The sequence below is a fragment of the Streptomyces sp. SLBN-31 genome (assembly GCF_006715395.1).
In the GTDB taxonomy this organism is placed as follows: Bacteria; Actinomycetota; Actinomycetes; order Streptomycetales; family Streptomycetaceae; genus Streptomyces.
Genome location: NZ_VFNC01000003.1, coordinates 469,772 through 488,109, shown reverse-complemented (window position 1 = coordinate 488,109; position 18,338 = coordinate 469,772). Strand labels below are relative to the sequence as shown.

At 69.5% G+C, this 18,338-nt stretch carries 16 protein-coding genes and 1 rRNA gene; 8 read left to right on the top strand and 9 right to left on the bottom strand.

The features are described 5' to 3' along the window. Positions 1 to 67: 67 nt before the first annotated feature. Both rrf and FBY22_RS39805 read left to right on the top strand, forming a co-directional pair. Positions 68 to 184, top strand: a 5S ribosomal RNA gene (gene rrf / locus FBY22_RS39810). A 70-nt stretch (positions 185 to 254) separates the two neighbouring features. After that, positions 255 to 815 (top strand): GNAT family N-acetyltransferase, encoded by a 561-nt coding sequence (locus FBY22_RS39805; RefSeq protein ID WP_142153271.1) that lies wholly within the window; start codon positions 255 to 257, stop codon positions 813 to 815. 4 nt (positions 816 to 819) lie between these two features. Here FBY22_RS39805 and FBY22_RS39800 read toward each other — a convergent pair whose 3' ends face one another. The 8 genes from FBY22_RS39800 to FBY22_RS39765 all read right to left on the bottom strand — a co-directional run bounded on the left by FBY22_RS39800 (position 820) and on the right by FBY22_RS39765 (position 10,049). After that, positions 820 to 2,289 carry a type VI secretion protein gene (locus FBY22_RS39800; protein ID WP_142153270.1) on the bottom strand — a complete coding sequence of 490 codons (1,470 nt, stop codon included), beginning with the start codon at positions 2,287 to 2,289 and terminating at the stop codon, positions 820 to 822. A 12-nt stretch (positions 2,290 to 2,301) separates the two neighbouring features. Then, complete coding sequence (locus FBY22_RS39795; protein ID WP_142153268.1) at positions 2,302 to 3,723, bottom strand: ATP-binding protein; 1,422 nt, start codon at positions 3,721 to 3,723, stop codon at positions 2,302 to 2,304. A gap of 14 nt (positions 3,724 to 3,737) precedes the next feature. Beyond that, positions 3,738 to 5,297: an SCO6880 family protein gene (locus FBY22_RS39790; RefSeq protein ID WP_142153266.1), complete on the bottom strand. Its 1,560-nt coding sequence runs from the start codon at positions 5,295 to 5,297 to the stop codon at positions 3,738 to 3,740. After that, complete coding sequence (locus tag FBY22_RS39785; protein WP_142153264.1) at positions 5,294 to 6,631, bottom strand: hypothetical protein; 1,338 nt, start codon at positions 6,629 to 6,631, stop codon at positions 5,294 to 5,296. The genes FBY22_RS39790 and FBY22_RS39785 overlap by 4 nt, the downstream gene beginning before the upstream one ends. Continuing rightward, complete coding sequence (locus FBY22_RS39780; RefSeq protein WP_142153262.1) at positions 6,621 to 7,421, bottom strand: hypothetical protein; 801 nt, start codon at positions 7,419 to 7,421, stop codon at positions 6,621 to 6,623. Before FBY22_RS39780 ends, FBY22_RS39785 begins: the two co-directional genes overlap by 11 nt. Before the next feature lie 144 nt (positions 7,422 to 7,565). Next, on the bottom strand, positions 7,566 to 7,874 hold the full coding sequence (locus FBY22_RS39775) for a hypothetical protein (RefSeq protein WP_014673544.1): 309 nt from the start codon (positions 7,872 to 7,874) through the stop codon (positions 7,566 to 7,568). A gap of 356 nt (positions 7,875 to 8,230) precedes the next feature. Continuing rightward, the gene (locus tag FBY22_RS39770; RefSeq protein WP_142153260.1) at positions 8,231 to 9,532 is read right to left on the bottom strand and encodes a S53 family peptidase; all 1,302 of its coding nucleotides are present in this window, start codon (positions 9,530 to 9,532) and stop codon (positions 8,231 to 8,233) included. A gap of 235 nt (positions 9,533 to 9,767) precedes the next feature. Continuing rightward, the gene (locus FBY22_RS39765; RefSeq protein WP_142153258.1) at positions 9,768 to 10,049 is read right to left on the bottom strand and encodes a hypothetical protein; all 282 of its coding nucleotides are present in this window, start codon (positions 10,047 to 10,049) and stop codon (positions 9,768 to 9,770) included. Between the two features lie 330 nt (positions 10,050 to 10,379). Between FBY22_RS39765 and FBY22_RS39760 the strand changes: the two genes are divergently transcribed. The 3 genes from FBY22_RS39760 to FBY22_RS39750 all read left to right on the top strand — a co-directional run bounded on the left by FBY22_RS39760 (position 10,380) and on the right by FBY22_RS39750 (position 13,126). Continuing rightward, a complete protein-coding gene (locus FBY22_RS39760) occupies positions 10,380 to 11,153 on the top strand; it encodes a trypsin-like peptidase domain-containing protein (protein WP_142153256.1) in 774 nt (257 codons plus the stop codon). A gap of 95 nt (positions 11,154 to 11,248) precedes the next feature. Next, a complete protein-coding gene (locus FBY22_RS39755; protein WP_174267417.1) occupies positions 11,249 to 12,256 on the top strand; it encodes a bifunctional lytic transglycosylase/C40 family peptidase in 1,008 nt (335 codons plus the stop codon). 165 nt (positions 12,257 to 12,421) lie between these two features. Continuing rightward, complete coding sequence (locus tag FBY22_RS39750; protein ID WP_142153252.1) at positions 12,422 to 13,126, top strand: phosphatase PAP2 family protein; 705 nt, start codon at positions 12,422 to 12,424, stop codon at positions 13,124 to 13,126. Between the two features lie 13 nt (positions 13,127 to 13,139). On the opposite strand, the gene FBY22_RS39745 is transcribed toward FBY22_RS39750, so the two are convergent. Continuing rightward, positions 13,140 to 14,696: an FAD-binding oxidoreductase gene (locus FBY22_RS39745; RefSeq protein ID WP_142153250.1), complete on the bottom strand. Its 1,557-nt coding sequence runs from the start codon at positions 14,694 to 14,696 to the stop codon at positions 13,140 to 13,142. Between the two features lie 319 nt (positions 14,697 to 15,015). Here FBY22_RS39745 and pstS point away from each other — a divergent pair, with 319 nt between their 5' ends. The 3 genes from pstS (at position 15,016) to pstA (ending at position 18,335) form a co-directional block, all read left to right on the top strand. Next, positions 15,016 to 16,143 carry a phosphate ABC transporter substrate-binding protein PstS gene (gene pstS / locus FBY22_RS39740; protein ID WP_142153248.1) on the top strand — a complete coding sequence of 376 codons (1,128 nt, stop codon included), beginning with the start codon at positions 15,016 to 15,018 and terminating at the stop codon, positions 16,141 to 16,143. A 135-nt stretch (positions 16,144 to 16,278) separates the two neighbouring features. After that, complete coding sequence (gene pstC / locus FBY22_RS39735) at positions 16,279 to 17,286, top strand: phosphate ABC transporter permease subunit PstC (protein WP_142153246.1); 1,008 nt, start codon at positions 16,279 to 16,281, stop codon at positions 17,284 to 17,286. Further along, entirely contained in the window at positions 17,283 to 18,335 is a 1,053-nt protein-coding gene (gene pstA, locus FBY22_RS39730; RefSeq protein ID WP_142153244.1) for a phosphate ABC transporter permease PstA, read from the top strand. The genes pstC and pstA overlap by 4 nt, the downstream gene beginning before the upstream one ends. Positions 18,336 to 18,338 lie beyond the last annotated feature (3 nt).

Here is an 18,338-nt window from a genome sequence, read left to right as displayed (position 1 = left end):
TTGCTCGCGTCCACTGTGTTAGTTCTGAGGCAACGACCGTGTTTTTTCCGGTCTAACTTCATAGTGTTTCGGTGGTTATAGCGTGAGGGAAACGCCCGGTTACATTCCGAACCCGGAAGCTAAGCCTTACAGCGCCGATGGTACTGCAGGGGGGACCCTGTGGGAGAGTAGGACGCCGCCGAACAAATTTTGAGAAAACCCCCGGCCGGGGATACCGGTCCGGGGGTTTTCTGCGTTCGGCTACCGTTACTGACATGACCTACAAAGTCCGTTCCATACGCGCCGACGAGTGGCGTGAGGTGAAGGCGCTGCGGCTTGCGTCTCTTCAGGATCCCGTCGCGCACCTCGCCTTCCTCGAGACCTACGAGCAGGCCGCGGCCAGGTCGGATGCCTTCTGGCAGGAGCGGGCGGCCGGCGGGGCCGAGGGTGCGTCCGGAGCGCAGCAGATCATTGCCGAGGGGCCGGACGGCGAATGGGTCGGGACGCTCACCGTGCTGATGGAGGAGGCCGGGTCCACCGACTGGGCCGGGTTTCCGATCGAGCGGCGGCAGGGGCATGTCGTCGGCGTGTTCGTGCGGCCCGAGCACCGTGGCATCGGGCTGACCGAGGTGCTGTTCGAGGCCGGTCTTGACTGGGCCTGGGCGCAGGGCGCCGAGCGGGTGCGGCTCATCGTGCACGAGGAGAACGGGCGGGCCCAGCGGCTGTACCGGAAGGTCGGCTTCGCGCCCACCGGTGTGACCGTGCCGTTGACGGCGGCTCCGGGGCAGTTGGAGCTGGAGTTCGCCCTGGAGCGCGAGGAGCGTGAGGCGGTCTGATCGGCTAGACCGGCAGTTCGTCATGCGGCCAGCGGGCGCGGCCCTGCTCCCGGGAGCGGAGGAGGGCCAGCGTCGGCAGGCCACGGTCCGCTCCGGCGGCCAGCAGCTCCGGCAACTGGGGCAGCGGGGCCACGGCGGCCACGTCGTCGAGGACGAGCGTCAGTGGTGGGTCGAGGCGACCGGAGGATGACCGTTCGGCCATGCGCCGGCCACGCTCGACCACGCTGGAGACGAGGGCCGTCAGGAGAGGCATCGCGCCTGGATTGGTCCTGGGGTCCTCGATGGATTCCCCCACTACATAAAGCGTGCCCCCTTCGTGGACGAAGGAATCCAAGGCGAGGGCGTCGGTTCGGTTGGGGGTGCAGGCCTCGCGGATGTTCACCGTGAAGAGGGCCGACAGGGCTCGGCTCGTCAGTTCCTGGGCCATGTCCCGGCGTTCGGGGTGGGCGGTGAGCGCGGCCTCGAGTTCGCCCGCGGAGCCGGGGGACGCCTTGGGGTTGGTACGGAGGATGCGGACCGCGTCCTGGACCTGGGTGCCCTGGGACCAGCGGTGGACGTGGCGGATGGTGCGGCCGTCCACCGCGGCGGCGTGCAGGTAGGTCCGCAGGAGCGTTTCCGCGGTGGCCGACAGGGCCTCGTCCAGCTTGGCCGTGGGGCGGATGGGGGCCAATATCGCGGCCGCCCTCTCCGTCGCCGTCTGCTTCTCCTCGCAGCCCGCCGTGGGGGACCAGTGGAGGCGGGCCGGGGTGTCGCACAGGTGGGTGGGGTCGTAGAGGTGGACGGGGCCCAGCTTGGCCCGGGCGTCCTTGGTGTCCTGCCACACGGTGGGGTTGGACGTGACGACCACGGCGGGGCCCTCGGCGTCCCGTACGGCCTGCGTGGCCGCCGCCTGGCGGCTCGCGGGCGGGCCGTAGTGGACCAGGGGGACGGTGGGGTGCTGCAGCACTTCTGTCGGCTGGGGCAGGAGGGGCTCGGCCCGGGGGACCGGCACCTCGTGGATCTCCGCCGGCCGGGGCAGTGGCCGGGCCTCCGGCTCGGGCTCCGGTACGGTGACCGCCGTCGTGGGCCTCTCGAGTGCCGCCAACCGCTCGAGGCGTCGCCTCGTACGCCCGGCCCGCCATCTGGCCACCGTGCCCATGAGGAACACGGTCAGTACGAACAGCACCATCAGCTGACCGATGAACAGGCCCCAGAACAGCCCGTACCCGGAGAGCTGGGTGTGGGGGGTGTCCGGCCAGGCGCCGGTGATGTCGTGCGGGTGGCCGATGAGGTGGCGCATGGCGAGGGGCGTACGGGTGAAGGTCACGCCGTGCGGCCAGGAGCCCCGGGCGAACAGGCCCGCCAGCCCCGTGGCCGACCACACCAGCAGGGTCATGCCGAGGAGGAAGGCGAGCAGGCCGACCAACAGGCCGTCGGGGATGCCGCCCTGGCTCTCCCGGTCGTCCCGTCGTCGCCTGTCGTCCGGTCTGACCACGTCCGCCTCCCGCTACGCCACCGTCGATTCGGACGAGCCGTCGAAGTCGCTCAGGTGCTGTTCCACGAAGGCCGCCGCCCGCTCCTCCGCCTCCAGCTCGGCGGCGCGCAGGGCGTCGTCGGCCAGGTCCCTGGAGGACTCCGTCATCGCGCGGTCCGTGAAGACGAGAGGCCGTTCCGTCTCGGTGACGAGGTGTTTGACCACCTGGACGTTGCCGTTGACGTCCCAGACCGCGATACCGGGGGTGAGGGTGGGGATGATCTCCACCGCCCAGCGGGGCAGGCCCAGGACCCGGCCCGTCGAGCGGGCCTCGTCGGCTTTCTGGGCGTAGATCGTGCGGGTCGACGCCATCTTCAGGATCGCGGCGGCCTCCTTGGCGGCCGCGCCGTCGACGACGTCGGACAGGTGGTGGACGACCGCCACGAACGACAGACCCAGCCGGCGCCCGAACTTCAGCAGCCGCTGGAACAGCTGCGCCACGAACGGGCTGCTGATGATGTGCCAGGCCTCCTCGACCAGGAAGACGCGTTTCTTGCGGTCGGGGCGGATCCAGGTGTGCTCCAGCCACACGCCGACGATCGCCATCAGGATCGGCATGGCGATGGAGTTGCGGTCGATGTGGGACAGGTCGAAGACGATCAGCGGCGCGTCCAGGTCGATGCCGACCGTCGTCGGGCCGTCGAACATGCCGCGCAGGTCGCCGTCGACGAGCCGGTCCAGCACCAGCGCCACGTCCAGGCCCCACGCCCGTACGTCCTCTATGTCGACGTTCATCGCCTCGGCCGACTCCGGCTCCGGGTGCCGTAGCTGCTCGACGATGTCCGTGAGGATCGGCTGGCGTTCGACGATCGTCTCGTTGACGTAGGCGTGCGCGACCTTGAGGGCGAAGCCGGAGCGTTCGTCCAGGCCGTGGCCCATCGCGACCTCGATGATCGTCCGGAGCAGCGCGAGCTGACCGGTGGTCGTGATCGAGGGGTCGAGGGGGTTGAGCCGGATGCCGTGGTCGAGGGCGGCCATCGGGTCCAGGCGGATGGGAGTTATCCCCAGCTCTTCCGCGATGAGGTTCCACTCGCCGACGCCGTCCTCGCCCTGGGCGTCGAGGACGACGACCTGGCGGTCCCGGAAGCGCAGCTGCCGAAGGACGTACGTCTTCTCCAGGGCCGACTTGCCGTTGCCGGACTCGCCGAGGACGAGCCAGTGCGGGGCGGGGAGCTGCTGGCCGTAGAGCTGGAAGGGGTCGTAGATGTAGCCCTTGCCGGAGTAGACCTCGCGGCCGATGATCACGCCCGAGTCGCCGAGGCCGGGGGCGGCCGTCGGCAGGTAGACGGCCTGGGCCTGGCCGGTGGACGTGCGCACGGGCAGGCGGGTCGTCTCGACCTTCCCGAAGAGGAAGGACGTGAAGGCGTCGGTGAGGACGGACAGCGGATCCCGCATCGGCGAATCAGCCCCTACCTTCGAATGCCGGTGGCGAACGGAAGCGTGTTCACGAAGGCACGGTGGTGCTCGCGATCGCACCACTCCAGCTTCAGGTACGACTTTCCGGCCGAGGCGCGGATGGTCCGTTTGTCGCGGGCCAGGGCCTCGGGAGAGCGGGAGGAGACGGTGATGTAGCCGACCAGGTTGACGCCGGCGGCGCCGCTGGCGAGGTCCTCGCCGCGCTGGTCGAGGCGGGTGTGGGCGGCCACGTCACGGGGGTCGACGGTGCGGTTCATCTTGGCGGCGCGGCTCGCCTCCGCCTCGTCGTTGGTCTTCTCCGTCAGCATGCGTTCGATGGCGACCTCGGTGGGTTCGAGGTCCATCGTGACGGCGACCGTACGGATGACGTCCGGGGTGTGGACCAGCAGCGGGGCCAGGAAGTTGACGCCCACCGGGGTCATCGGCCACTCCTTCACCCAGGCGGTGGCGTGGCACCAGGGGGCGCGGGTGGAGGACTCCCGGGTCTTCGCCTGGAGGTACGTCGGCTCCATGGCGTCGAGTTCGGCGGGCCAGGCGTTGCGCTTGGTCATCGCCTGGATGTGGTCGATGGGGTGGTCGGGGTCGTACATGGAGTGGATGAGGGAGGCGAGGCGGCCCTGGCCGAGGGGCTGTCGGACGCGGATGTCGGCCTCCTGCAGGCGCGAGCAGATGTCCGTGAGCTCGCGGGCCATGACGACCGCCAGGCCCGCGTCCCGGTCGACCTTGCGGCCGTTGTGCGGGCGGGCCGCCCGGGCCATCGCCTGGGCCTCGGCGGCCAGTTCGCGGGTGTAGTGCATGCAGGCGACCAGGTAGGCGCGGTGCTGCTCGCTGCTGGTCGACACCATGGACTGGAGCTGGTCGTACGACTGCTGCAGCCAGCCCGGGGCCTTCTCGTCGCCGCGGACGGCGACGTCCTTGGCGTGGGCGTCGGGGTCGGCGGGGAGGGTGCGGGCGAGCATCTGCAGGCGGGTGACGAAGCCGTCGCCGTTGGCGACGTGCTTGAGCAGGGTGCCGAAGCGGTCGACGAGGGCTTCCTGGTCCTCGGAGTCGCGCAGGCCGACGCCGGGGCCCTCGATCTCGATGGCGGCGGTGACGGTCCTGCGGTCCGCGTGCAGCAGTACGGCGATCTCGTCGGGCCCGAAGGGGGCGGCGAGCCAGTTGATGCGGCCGATGCCCGGCGGTGGGCCGATCTCGATCTCGCGGCCGTCGAGGCGCGTGCCGGCCTCCATGACGCCGGAGCGGTAGACGGTGCCCTGCTTCAGGGTGCGCTTGTAACTGCGGTTGATCTCGAACCACTTGTAGAACGTGCGGTGCTTGTACGGCACGTAGACCGCCGCGAGCGCGAGCAGCGGGAAGCCCGTCAGCAGCACGATGCGCAGGGAGAGAACGGGGACGAGGAGCCCGCACATCATGCCGAGGAACGCGCCCACGATGATCAGCGCGATCTCGCCGGACTCGCGGTTCCGGCCGACGATCGCGTTCGGCCGGGCGCGGCCGATGAGATACGTACGGCGGGGCGTGACCGGATGGGACAGGTGGGACTCGGTCGTCAACGCCCTTCACCTCCCGTGCGGTTGGTACTGCTGTTGCGGGTGCTGGCATGCGGGGTGTTCACCGGGCTCGCCGAACGGGGTGCGGGTGCGGCGGAGGGGACAGTTCCGCCGCCGCCACCGGTCGGGGTGCGGGTGCTGTGGGCGGCCACGCCACCGCTGACCGGGTTGGCCGGGCGGGAGCCGCCGCCGGAGGACGACTGGCCGCCGCCTCCGTTGTCGTTGGCCCGGGTGCTGTGGGTCTTGATGCCCTGCGCGACCATGGTCGCCGGGGAGCTGATGACGGCCGCCGCCTTGCCTTCGGCGCCCTGCATGATGCGGTTGTTGCGGCCGCTGGCGATCTCGTCGCCGAAGCCGGGGACGAAGCGGTAGATCATCGCGCTGGCGAAGATGGCCAGCAGGATGATGGCGAGGCCGGAGACGACGGCGGAGAAGGAGTCGGGGCCGTTGGCGGAGGAGAGCGCGCCGGCGAGGCCCAGCACTATCACGATGATCGGCTTGACCAGGATGACGGCGATCATGATGCCCGCCCAGCGGCGGACGTGGCCCCAGAGGTTCTTGTCGACGAGGCCGGCGTAGACGACGGTGCCGAGGAGGGCGCCGACGTAGAGGAGCGCCGCTCTGATGACCAGCTCCAGCCAGAGGACGCCGGCGGCGAGGATGCTGACCAGGGACACGACGATCAGCATGATGGGGCCGCCGCCGATGTCGGTGCCCTTGTTGAGGGCGCCGGAGAAGGTGCCGAAGAACACGTCGGTCTGGTCGCCGGTGGCCTTCGCCAGGACGTCGGTGACGCCGTCGGCCGCCGATACGACGGTGTAGAGGATCAGGGGCGTGAACGCCGACGCCAGGACCGTCAGCCAGAGGAAGCCGACGGCCTCCGAGATGGCCGTCGTGAGCGGAACACCCCTGACGGCCCGCTTGGCCACGGCCAGGAGCCACAGCACGAGGGTGAGGATCGTCGACGCCGCGAAGACGACCGCGTACTGCTGGAGGAACTTCTGGTTCGTGAAGTCGACGGTCGCGGTCTCCTTGACGGCCTCACTGAGCTTGTCGATGGTCCAGGAGGCGGCTTTGGCGCAGCCCTGAGCGAGCGAGGCCAGAGGGTCGAGGGTCGAGGTGAGGCCAGGGGTGTTGGTGCCGGTGGTGCCCTTGTCCCCGTTGCCTCGCTCGCAGTACTGCTTGGCGGGGCCGACGATGAGGTCGCACTTGTCGTCCGAAGCCGATGGAGACGGAGAAGGCGCCGCGGCGGCTCGGGTGGCCAACAGGACGGCCGCGGTCTGTACGGCTGTGAGGACGGCGGTGACTTTGAGTGCGCGGCGCGGGCTACCGGGCATAGGTGAAGCCTCCGTACTCCTCGACGGCCTTGGCCATCTCGTCGGCGCTGGACGCCTTGGCGTCCCCGGGGACGGGGGCCGGGCCGTCCTTCTGGGAGAAGCTCTCGACCTTCCAGTCGCCGTTCGTCCAGCGCAGCTGAAGGGTCATGGTGAACCAGTCGCTGGTGACAGGGTTCGTCGAGTTCTGGCCGGCTGTGCCGTACAGCCCGGTGCACCAGACCTCGGCGGTGGCCGTGGTGTCCGAGTAGGCCGGGGTCTTGGTGCCGATGGGCACGGTCCGCGAGACGTAGGTGCTGCCCGCGGCCGCGTTGCCGTTCTGGTCCAGTCCGATCTTGCTCAGGAAGTCCTTGGAGTAGGCCTTGCCCAGCTGCTGCTGAAGGGCTGCCTGCTTGTTGGCGACGAAGACCTGCTGAACGATCTCGGTGCGCCGGGCAGGCTTCAGGATCTCGGCGGAGACCAGTACCGTCGCGTAGTTCGCCGCCGCGCTCTGCGCCCCCTGCTGGTTGTGGGCGAAGCCGACTGGGATTCCGTTCGTTCTGCCCTGCACCGGCTTCGTCCCGGTTGCCGTCGTCGGTGCGCTGTTCGGCTTGTCCGTGGTGCCGGCGCTCGAAGAGGAATCGTCTCCTCCGCGGTTCGCGAAGGCGATCGCGGCGATGAGGAGGACCACCACGCCGACCACCGTGACCAGGCTTCGGGACGACCCGCGGCCACCTCGCCGCGCGCCCCCGTACACGTCGCTGCCGCCGTCCGGCAGGCGGGTCCGGGTCTGCCCCTCGTCTCCGAGACTCATGCCGCGTACGCCCTCTCCACCTCGTAGACATACGACGGTAGCCGTGCTGGATGCCGCGCGGGCGCGGTGTGGTGACTCGACATCAGGGAAACGCAACCTCGGCCGGGGAGCACGACGGGCGGGTGGGGGAGGAGGGAACGTCTGCTAGACGGCCATGCCGTACACGATGGTGAAGAGCGTGCCCAGGGAGCCGATGATGAATACGCCGGTGAGGCCGGCGATGATGAGGCCCTTGCCCTGCTCCGCGCTGAAGGTGTCCCGCAGGGCGGTCGCGCCGATGCGCTGCTTGGCCGCGCCCCAGACCGCGATGCCCAGGCAGAGCAGGATGGCCACCGCCATGACGACCTCGATCATGACCTTGGCCTCGTTGCCCAGGCTGCCGAAGGGGCCCCAGTCCGGAGCGATCCCGCCGATGATGGTGTTGATGTCTCCCTTGTCGGCCGCAAAGAGCATGTAAGTCACCGCCCCTGGTGGGTAGTTCCGCAGTTCCCTCTGCCGGGTGTGCAGAGGTCAGGCTCATTCTCGCCGACAATGCCGCGGTCGTATGTCGACTTGGCGTCATTGCCTGGCGGGTTTCGTACGAAAAGCACGCTCGGTCACTCTGTGTATCACGGCAGGTCACGCCGGGCAATGAGGCCTGAGCGGAACCTGTGTGTGGTTCAGTCGTTGACCCCTTCTGTGACCTGGGCCGGTTCTGACGGCTGGTCGGGTGAGTGGTCGCGCCGATGTTCTCCGGGTGAAGGGTAACCCGCGCACGCGGACGAGCCGCGACCCATACCGGCCGCGGCTCGCTCGCTGGTGACGGAGAGTCAGCCCGTGAAGGCGGAGACTCCCTCCGGGGTGCCCCAGCCGGTCGGGCCGTCGTAGCCCGACTGGGCGGTGCACAGGTAGGCGGTGGTGCAGCTGCCGTTGTTGCCGCTGGTCACGTCGTTCAAAGCGGAGGTGCCGGCCTTCGTGTAGGGGAAGGAGGCCGGGTAGGACGAGGACGACGGGGTGCCGGCGAGGGCGTAGACGGCGGCGATGATGGGCGCGGAGGCGCTCGTACCGCCGAAGGTGTACCAGCCGGCGGTGACGCCGTAGGAGTCGTAGACCGAGACGCCGGTGGCGGGGTCGGCGACGGCCGAGACGTCCGAGATCGTGCGCTTGGCGCAGCCGGTGTCGGTCTGCCAGCTCGGCTTGGTGTCGTAGGAGGAGCAGCCGGAGCCGGTGCCCTCGGTGCTGGAGGTCTTCCAGACGGTCTCGGTCCAGCCGCGGGTGGTGGAGGAGGTCTTCAGGGCCGTACCGCCGACGGAGGTGACGTAGCGGGAGGCGGCCGGGTATTCGGCGCCGTAGCCGCTGTCGCCGGCGGAGACGGTGATGGCGACGCCGGGGTGGTTGAAGTACGAGGAGTCGTACGAGGTGTCGGACGAGGACTCGCTGCCGCCGTAGCTGTTGGAGACGTACTTCGCGCCGAGGGCGACGGCCTCGTTCACCGCCTTGCCGAGGTTGGCCATGGTGGCGCTGGTGGCCTCGACGAGGAGGATGTTGCACTTCGGGCAGACGGCGGAGGCCATGTCGAGGTCGAGGGAGATCTCCTCGGACCAGCCGGCGTCGCTGGAGGGCAGCGAGGTCGTGGAGCCGGTCTGGCCGACCTTCTTGAAGCAGCCGTTGGCGGTGGTGCAGGCGGGAAGACCGTAGTACGAGCGGTAGGTGGCGAGGTCGGACTCGGCGTTCGGGTCGTTGTACGCGTCGACGATGGCGATGGTCTCGCCGGAGCCGTTGGAGGCGGCGGCGGAGGTGAGGCCGTAGGCCGACTGGAGGTTCGTGGGGCCGTAGCCGGAGGGTGTGGCGGCGTCGGCGGCCTGGGGTGTGACGCCGGTCCTCGCCGCCTGCTGCTTCTGGAAGGCGGTGAGGCCGCCGGTCACGCGGTAGGAGTCGCAGGCCAGTTCGCCCTTGTGCTTCGGAGTGGCGCAGGGGGTGGCCGTCCAGGTCACCTTCGACGAGACGGTGGCCGCGTCGGCCTGGACGGCGGTGCCGAAGCCGGCGAAGACGAGCGCGGCGGCCGCGGCCGCGGCGGTTCCGGCGCGGCGCAGGCCTGTGCGCACAGGTCTGTTGGGGGGAGTGGAACGCATCGTGCAGCCTCCTGATGTTCCTGGGTGGGGTGGAACAGGGGCGGTGCGGGTGCGATCCGCCGGTACGGATTCCCCGGCGGAGGGCGGCGGCCCGCGACGACCATCGCTTGTTGAGTACGCGACAACAAGAGGCTTGTGGAATTCTGACTTCCGGATTACCGAACCTGTTTCGGCCTTTTACTCAACTCACAGGACATTCAAGGGAGTTGCATGGGGAGAGGCCGGTGCGCGACCGCTAGTGCTTGGTGCACTTCGGGTAGTTGAGGCCCTCGGCACAGAGGCTGTACGCGCCGCTGCTGACGTCCACCTCTTCCTCCTTGCCGGCCTTCGTGCGGACCGTCAGTTCGTACTCGGTGTGGCAGCTGCGGGTCCTCTTCTTGCCCTTCTTCTTCGTCTTGCACTCGTGGTCGGTGTCCTTGCTGACGACCGTGCCGGTGACGGGCTTCGACTTGCTGCAGCCCGCCAGCGGTGCGGTGAGTGCGGCGACGGTGAGCAGGACCGCGAGCGTGCGCTTCATGTGGTTCCCCCGTGGGTGTCATGTACCGGATGTGCTGCCGGGGCATGGTACTGAGAACGGGAGGACGGGTCACGGGCGGCCGCCGTGACCCCGCCCTCTTCGTGCCCGGCCGAGGAGACCCCACGTACTCAAACCCACAGCTTGACGCGCGTTGACCGGGCCGGTGAGCGCGTGGGTCGCGCGGGCGGGGAGGCGGGGTCGGCGGGGCCGCCGTACCGTGGATGTCATGGCCGTGTCGTCGAGCGTCCCGCCCCGGAAGCCGCCGTTCACGGAGATATCTCGGTGAACGGCAGACTCTTTTCTCACCTTCGTCGGCCACAGTGGTTGCCGATGAAGCGCACCTCACGCATTGGCAGGCGGGTCTCCCGCCCCCTGTTCGCGGCCGTCGTGCTGCTCGTGCCGGCCGTCACCTCCGCCTCTCTGGCGGCCGCCGACGACGGGCCCGGGCCGTTCGGCGTCACCGCCGTCGCGGCGGCCGGCGGACCCACCGAGCGAGTCGGGGCCCTCTTCGGGGCCGATCGGGCCGGCAAGCTCGCCGGCGGGCACTTCTGCACCGCCTCCGTGGTGCACAGCCCGGGCCGCGACCTGATCGTCACCGCCGCGCACTGCCTGGACGGGGACGGCGACTTGATATTCGTGCCCGGGTACCGGGACGGGAAGGCCCCGTACGGGGTGTGGAGCGTGCACAAGCGGTTCCTGCCCGACGGATGGGCCAAGGGGCAGGACGAGGACAGCGACGTCGCGTTCGCCGTGGTGGAGTCGAGGGACGGAAAGGGCGTCGAGGACGTCGTCGGGGGCAACCGGTTCGCCGCCGGTACGGCCACCGGGGCCACGGCCGTCACCGTCAACGGATATCCCAACTCCCGTGAGGTGCCGGTCAGCTGCACCAACAAGCCGACCGCGCACAGCCCCACGCAGCAGCGGATCGAGTGTCCCGCCCTCAGCGGCGGTACCAGCGGCAGTCCCTGGGTGAACGGGGACGGACAGGTCGTCGGGGTGCTGGGCGGGCACGAGGAGGGCGGCTCCACCGACGACGTCTCCTACAGCGTGGTGCTGGGGACCGAGGCCGCCGAGCTCTACCGGGACGCCACGGCCGATCCGTGAGACCAATGGGGTCGAAGACCCCGCGTGATCATTCCGGAACGCAGCGCACGCCCCTACACTGACCTGGGCTACGACTCCCGGGCGGCGAGGGGCGGTTGACGGTGCGTAAGGCTTGGATCATCGCGACGGCCGCCGTCGGCTCCGCCCTGGCCTTCGTGATGCTGCTCGTCGTGGGCGTCTACCTGGTCGCCGGGAACATCCTCAACGGGGTCGGCGGGGGGACCAAGGCGCTCGCCAAGGGCTCGGTGCCCGCCGCCTACGCGGCCATCGTGCAGAAGTGGGGCAACCTGTGCTCCGCCATCAACCCGGCGCTGCTCGCCGCCCAGCTGTACCAGGAGAGCGGGTTCAACCCGAACGCCAGGAGCGGGGCCGCGGCCGAGGGGATAGCGCAGTTCATCCCCGGGACCTGGGCCACGCACGGTATCGACGGCAACGGCGACGGCAGGAAGGACGTGTGGGATCCGCAGGACGCCATCCCGTCCGCCGCGTCGTACGACTGCAAACTCGCCTCGTACGTGAAGGACGTACCCGGGAATCTGACCGAAAACATGCTCGCGTCGTACAACGCCGGCGCCTACGCGGTGATCAAGTACGGGGGCGTGCCGCCGTACCGGGAGACCCGGAACTACGTCAAGACGATCACCACGCTGGAGGAGAGCTTCGCGGCGCCCGTCACCCGGGTCGACCCCAGCAAGCAGGCGGCCGGAGCGATCTACTACGCGCAGAAGAAGCTGGGCACGCCCTACCTGTGGGGCGGCAACGGCACCGCCGCGGACGGCGGGCGTTTCGACTGCTCGGGGCTGACGAAGGCGGCGTACGAGAGCGTCGGCGTCACCCTCCCGCGGGTGGCCAACGACCAGTACAACGCCGGACCGCACCCCAAGCGCGCCGAGCTTCTGCCCGGGGACCTCGTGTTCTTCTCGAAGGATCCGACCGACTCCCGGGCCATCCACCATGTCGGCATTTATGTCGGCGGTGGGTACATGATCGATGCGCCGCGAACGGGCGCCGTGATCCGGTTCGACCCGATCGACACTTCCGAGTACTTCGGGGCAACCCGGGTCACCGAAGATGGCGCGAAAGCGTTGCCGACGACGGTGTGAACCGAGCGTGAAACCACCCCCTGAGCTGCGGCAACGGGTCTCTCTTCGATAACGTCTGCGTGATCATTCGGTGGAGTGTGGAACGTAGTAAGCGGGACCGTGCGTTCCTGTTGACGTAGTGGCGCACGCGAGTGCCCGAAGCAACGACGAAGGGGCCGCGGCACGATGGCTGGACTCGCTGAATCCGGGTCGAACCCCGACGTCGACCTGCTCTACGACATCAACGGGCTGGCCAAGGACGCCCCGCACTGGTTCGACCGGGGCATGGAGTTCGTCGGCGAGTACGGGCTGCTGCTGGCCATGGTGCTGCTCGTGCTGTGGTGCTGGTGGTCGGTGCGGCGGCGCGGCGCCGAGGACGCGGCCTCCTCCGTGGCCGCGCTGGTATGGACGCCGATCGCCGCCGGGCTCGCGGTACTGGTGAACGTGCCGATAAGGGGTTTCGTCGAGCGGCCACGGCCGTTCCTGGAACACCAGGGGCTCGATGTCCTGGTGTCCGGCAAGACCGACTACTCGTTCGTGAGCGACCACGCGACGATCACCATGGCCATCGGGGTCGGGCTGTTCGTCGCCAACCGGAAGTTCGGCATCGCCGGGATCGCGCTGGCGCTGCTCGAAGGGTTCTGCCGTGTCTACATGGGCGTGCACTACCCGACCGACGTCGTCGGCGGGTTCGCGCTCGGGACGGCGGTGGCCCTGCTGCTGTCGCCGCTGGCCATGGCCCTGCTCACGCCGCTGATGAAGGCCGTCGAGGGGTCCTCCTGGGGCGGCTGGGTCGTCCGCAGCCGGCGCCGGCCCGGAACGGGCCGGGACACCGTGCTCCCCGGCACCCGCAAGGACGTCGAGTCCGAGGAACGCGACCTGGCGGCGTAGGCCCGCGGGGCTCCTACAGCGCCTGCGGGTAGGTGAAGAAGCGGTTCGGGTCGTACTGCTTCTTCAGGGTCGCCAGCTTGGCCGCCGCGTCGCCGTAGTAGGCCTTGCGCCAGTTCGTCAGGGTCGGGTCCGTGTAGTTCTGGTAGGCCGCGCCGGAGGCGTAGGGCTTCATCGCGTCGTGGGCGTGGGTGAGCCAGGACTGGGCCGCGGTGCCCGTCGTGCCCGGGCGCCAGGAGGCTATGTACTGGGCCAGCATGCGGCTGCGCCGGTGCACGAAGGCGGTGGCCGTGGGGGAGACGCGGTTGACCGCGCCGCCGAGGGCCGTCAGCGCGATGCTGCCCGCGCCGCCCTGGACCGAGGAGATCTGCCTCAGCAGGGTCTGGATGCCCGCCGAGGAGATCGAGCGGTCGAAGAAGTCCGAACGGGCCGCGTAGGTCTCGCGGCCCAACGCGCCCTGCGGGCTGCGGCCCGGCGTGGAGCCGGGAAGGTGGCACTGGGCGGCGGTGGGGAAGGACGAGCAGCCCGCGTAGGCCTCCATCGCGCCCTCGTAGGAGTGCCGCCGGAGCGTGACGCCGCGGGCCGCGGACCCCACCTTCGAGGCCAGGCGGTCCAGGGCGTTCTGGAGTTCGCCGTAGGTGCCGAGGGAGAAGGCGGCCACGGAGACGCTGGGGGAGCCGCCGTTCTCCAGGTGGCAGGAGGACCAGATCTCGTCCGGCTGGTCCGGGCCCCACTCCTGCCAGGCCCGCAGCACGGCGGCCGCCTTCGACCAGGGCCAGGTGACGTACGCCGACACCGCCTGCGGGGCCGGGTGGGTTTTGAAGCGCAGTTCCGTCACGACGCCGAAGTTGCCGTTGCCCGCGCCGCGCAGGGCCCAGAACAGGTCCTTGTTCTCGCTCGCGTTCGCGGTCAGCTGCTTGCCGTCGGCCGTGATCAGCGTCGCCTGCGTGAGGCTGTCGCAGGTCAGGCCGTACGCCCGGGAGACCACGCCGTGGCCGCCGCCGAGGACCAGGCCCGAGACGCCGACCGTGGGGCAGGAGCCGGCCGGGATCGTCACGCCCTTGGCCGTCAGGCCGCGGTAGACGTCGATCAGTTTGGAGCCGGCGCCCACGACGGCCTCGCCGCCGCCGACGCGGATGCCGTTCAGCCGGGAGACGTCGAGGATCAGCTTGCCGTTGCCCGAGGACCAGCCCGCGTAGGAGTGGCCGCCGTTGCGGATGGCGACCTTGAGGCCGTGGGCGCGGGCATAGGAGAGGGTTGTCCGGATGTCGTCCGTGTGTGTGACATAGGCGACCGCCGCCGGCTTCAGGCCGTCGAAGCGGGTGTTGTACAGCTGGTGCGCGGTGGCCCACTTGGCGTCTCCCGGGCGCACCAGCGTGCCGTCGAGGTCGCGGGCGAGGGCGCTCCAGTTCGCGGCGGAGGCCGACATCACCGTCGTACCGGACGAGCCGGTGGCCGTGGCTGGGGTGGCGTCCGAGGAGGTGGCGCCCGCTGTTCCGGTGCCCTTGCACGCCGCCAGGGCCACGCCGGATATCGCGGCCGCGCCGCCGCCTATGAATGCACGCCGTTCCATGTCCTGCCTCCCGTTGGCTCTCGGGGAACGAGACGGCTCGCCGTGTCCGTGCGTTCCACCGGGAGTGTCACCGCTGTGTCACCGTGGGGCCGGGACCTCCACGTGCCCTCCCCGTGAGCATTCCGTGACCTAACCACAACGTCTGCAGGGGTTCACCTCGCGTTCATTTGTGGCCATCGGCGCCTTCACCTGATCTGCCTAATTTCGGCCCTACGAGATGCGGTCATGCCTCGCAGAGGCGGTCCGTGTCACCGAGACTTCGCAACCCTCGCACGCCGCCGGATTCAGGACGGCGGCTCCCGGAAGGAACTCTTTCACAGTGAAGCTTCAGCGCATGAACCGGCGGGCCCTCGCCCTCGGTGCCCTCGCCGCTTCCGGCGCCCTGGTCCTCACGGCGTGCGGCTCGGACGACACCAGCTCGGGCAGCGGTGGCAGCAGCGCTTCGGCCACGACGGGCGCCAGCTCCATCAAGTGCGACGACGCCAAGGGCCAGCTGCTGTCCGACGGCTCCTCCGCGCAGAAGAACGCGATCGACGCCTGGGTGGCCCAGTTCTCCAAGGCCTGCGGTGTGCAGATCAACTACAAGGCGGGCGGCTCCGGCGCCGGTGTCACCTCCTTCACCCAGGGCCAGCTGGCGTTCGCCGGCTCCGACTCGGCGCTGAAGCCCGAAGAGGTCACCGCCTCCAAGAAGGTCTGCTCCGGCGGCCAGGGCATCGACCTGCCGATGGTCGGCGGCCCGATCGCGGTCGGCTACAACCTGTCCGGCGTGAGCAACCTGGTCCTGGACGCCCCGACCCTGGCGAAGATCTTCAACAGCAAGATCATCTTCTGGGACGACGCGGCCATCAAGAAGCTGAACCCCTCCGCGAAGCTTCCGCACCTGAAGATCCAGGCCTTCCACCGCTCGGACGAGTCCGGCACCACGGACAACTTCACCAAGTACCTGATCGCCACCGCCAAGAGCGACTGGCCCTACTCCGGTGGCAAGGCCTGGCAGGCCAAGGGTGGCCAGGCCGCCGCCCAGTCCTCCGGTGTCGCCGCCCAGGTCAAGCAGACCAACGGCTCCATCGGCTACTTCGAGCTGTCCTACGTCGCCGACGGCGTCAACGCCGTCAGCATCAACACCGGTGCCAGCGCGCCGGTCGCCCCGAGCAGCGACTCGGCCTCCAAGGCGATCGCCGACGCCAAGGTCGTGGGCACGGGCAAGGACCTGTCGCTCCAGCTGAACTACAACACCAAGGCCGACGGCGCCTACCCGATCACCCTGGTGACGTACGAGATCGTCTGCGACAAGGGCAACAAGTCCGACACCCTCCCGGCGACCAAGGCGTTCCTGCGCTACATCGCCTCCGAGGACGGCCAGAACGTTCTCTCCGGCCTGAAGTACGCCCCCATCCCCGCCGACATCATCGCCAAGGTCCGCACCACCATCGAGGGCCTGAGCTGATCTGAGTGTGTGGTCCGGTCCCGGACCTGATCCGGGACCGGACCGCACCGTCCGGTGCACCGCCGCCACGAGCCGTACCCGTCGTACGGCTTCGCAGAACCGCACAGGATGCGGTTCCGCAGACCGGAGAACCCGATGGACACATCAACACAGATAACCGACGCCCCACCCCCCGTCCCGCAGCCGACCGAGGCCGAGCTGAAGCGCAACGCCCGCGGCGCGACCCGACCCGGAGACCGGATCTTCCTCGGTCTGTCCCGTGGGTCGGGCATCTTCCTGTTGGTGATCATGGCCGCGATCGCGGTCTTCCTCACCTACCGCGCGTCCCTCGCGCTCAGCGAGAACCACGGCAACTTCCTCACCACCTTCGAGTGGAACACCAACGTCACGCCGCCCAGCTTCGGCATCGCGGTCCTGGCCTTCGGCACGGTGGTCTCCTCGATCATCGCCATGGTCCTCGCGGTCCCGGTCGCGGTGGCCATCGCGCTGTTCCTCACCCACTACGCCCCGCGCCGGCTGAGCGGTCCCATCGCGTACGTGGTCGACCTGCTCGCCGCCGTGCCGTCCATCGTGTACGGCCTGTGGGGCGCGCTGATCCTCGTACCGCATCTGACCGGCCTGTTCGGCTGGCTCAACGACTTCTTCGGCTGGACCGGGATCTTCTCCTGGGACCAGGGCGCCCCGCGCTCGCTGCTCACCGTGGGCATCCTGCTCGCGATCATGATCCTGCCGATCATCACCAACGTGAGCCGCGAGGTCTTCCGCCAGGCCCCGCAGATGATCGAGGAGGCGGCCCTGGCCCTCGGCGCCACGCGCTGGGAGGTCATCCGCATGGCCGTCCTGCCCTTCGGCCGCTCCGGGGTGATCTCCGCCTCGATGCTCGGCCTCGGCCGCGCGCTCGGCGAGACGATGGCCGTGGCCACCGTCCTGTCCCCCGACTTCCTGATCCACGGCAGCCTGCTCAACCCGGGCGGCGGCACCTTCGCGCAGAACATCGCCAGCAAGTTCAGCGAGGCGACCGAGTTCGGCCGGGACGCCCTGATCGCCTCGGGTCTGGTCCTGTTCGTCATCACCCTGTTGGTCAACGGCGCGGCCCGCATGATCATCGCCCGCCGCAAGGAGTACTCGGGGGCCAACGCATGAGCAACGCCGCCATCGCCGAGAAGCGCCCCAGCACCCTGCGCGGCGCCAGTCTGCCGAAGTGGTCGCCGTGGGCGATCGCCGTCGGCTCCGTGGCCGTGGCCGTCGCCGTCGGGGCGGGTGCCGGGCTCACCAAGGTCCAGTGGGGCCTGATCTCCGGTCTGCTCTTCCTCGTCGCCACCTACGGCATCGCCGCCAAGGTCGAGGGCCGTCGGCAGGCCAAGGACCGTATCGCGACCGCTCTGGTCTGGGTCGCCTTCCTGGTCGCCCTCGTGCCGCTGATCTCCCTGGTCTGGACGACCGTCGTCCGCGGTGTGAAGGTCCTCGACGTCTACTTCCTGAGCCACTCGATGGGCCTCGTCGCCGACTCCCAGCCGGGCGGTGGCATCTACCACGCCATCATCGGCAGTCTGGAGCAGGTCGGCCTCGCCACGCTGATCGCGGCGCCGATCGGGGTGCTGACCGCCATCTACCTGGTGGAGTACGGCCGTGGCCGGCTCGCCCAGGCGGTCACCTTCTTCGTCGACGTCATGACGGGCGTCCCGTCGATCGTCGCGGGTCTGTTCATCCTGTCGCTGATGCTGAGCTTCGACATGCAGCCGTTCGGCTTCGCCGGCTCGCTGGCCCTGGCCATCCTGATGATGCCGGTGGTCGTGCGGTCCACGGAGGAGATGCTCAAGCTCGTCCCGAACGAGCTGCGGGAGGCGTCGCTGGCACTGGGCGTGCCGAAGTGGCGCACCATCCTCAAGGTGGTCCTGCCGACCTCCATCGGCGGCATCACGACCGGCATCATGCTGGCCATCGCGCGCATCGCGGGCGAGACGGCTCCCGTGCTGCTGTTGGTGTTCGGAAACCGGTTCATCAACAACAACCCCTTCGAGGGGCCTCAGCAGTCACTGCCGCTGTACGTCTACCAGCAGTACGCCGCCGGCAACGACTACGCGTACGACCGGGCCTGGGCGGCATCGCTCACCCTGATCGCCTTCGTGATGATCCTCAACCTGGTGGCCCGCGCGATCGCGCGCTGGAAGGCCCCGAAGACCGGTCGCTGACCG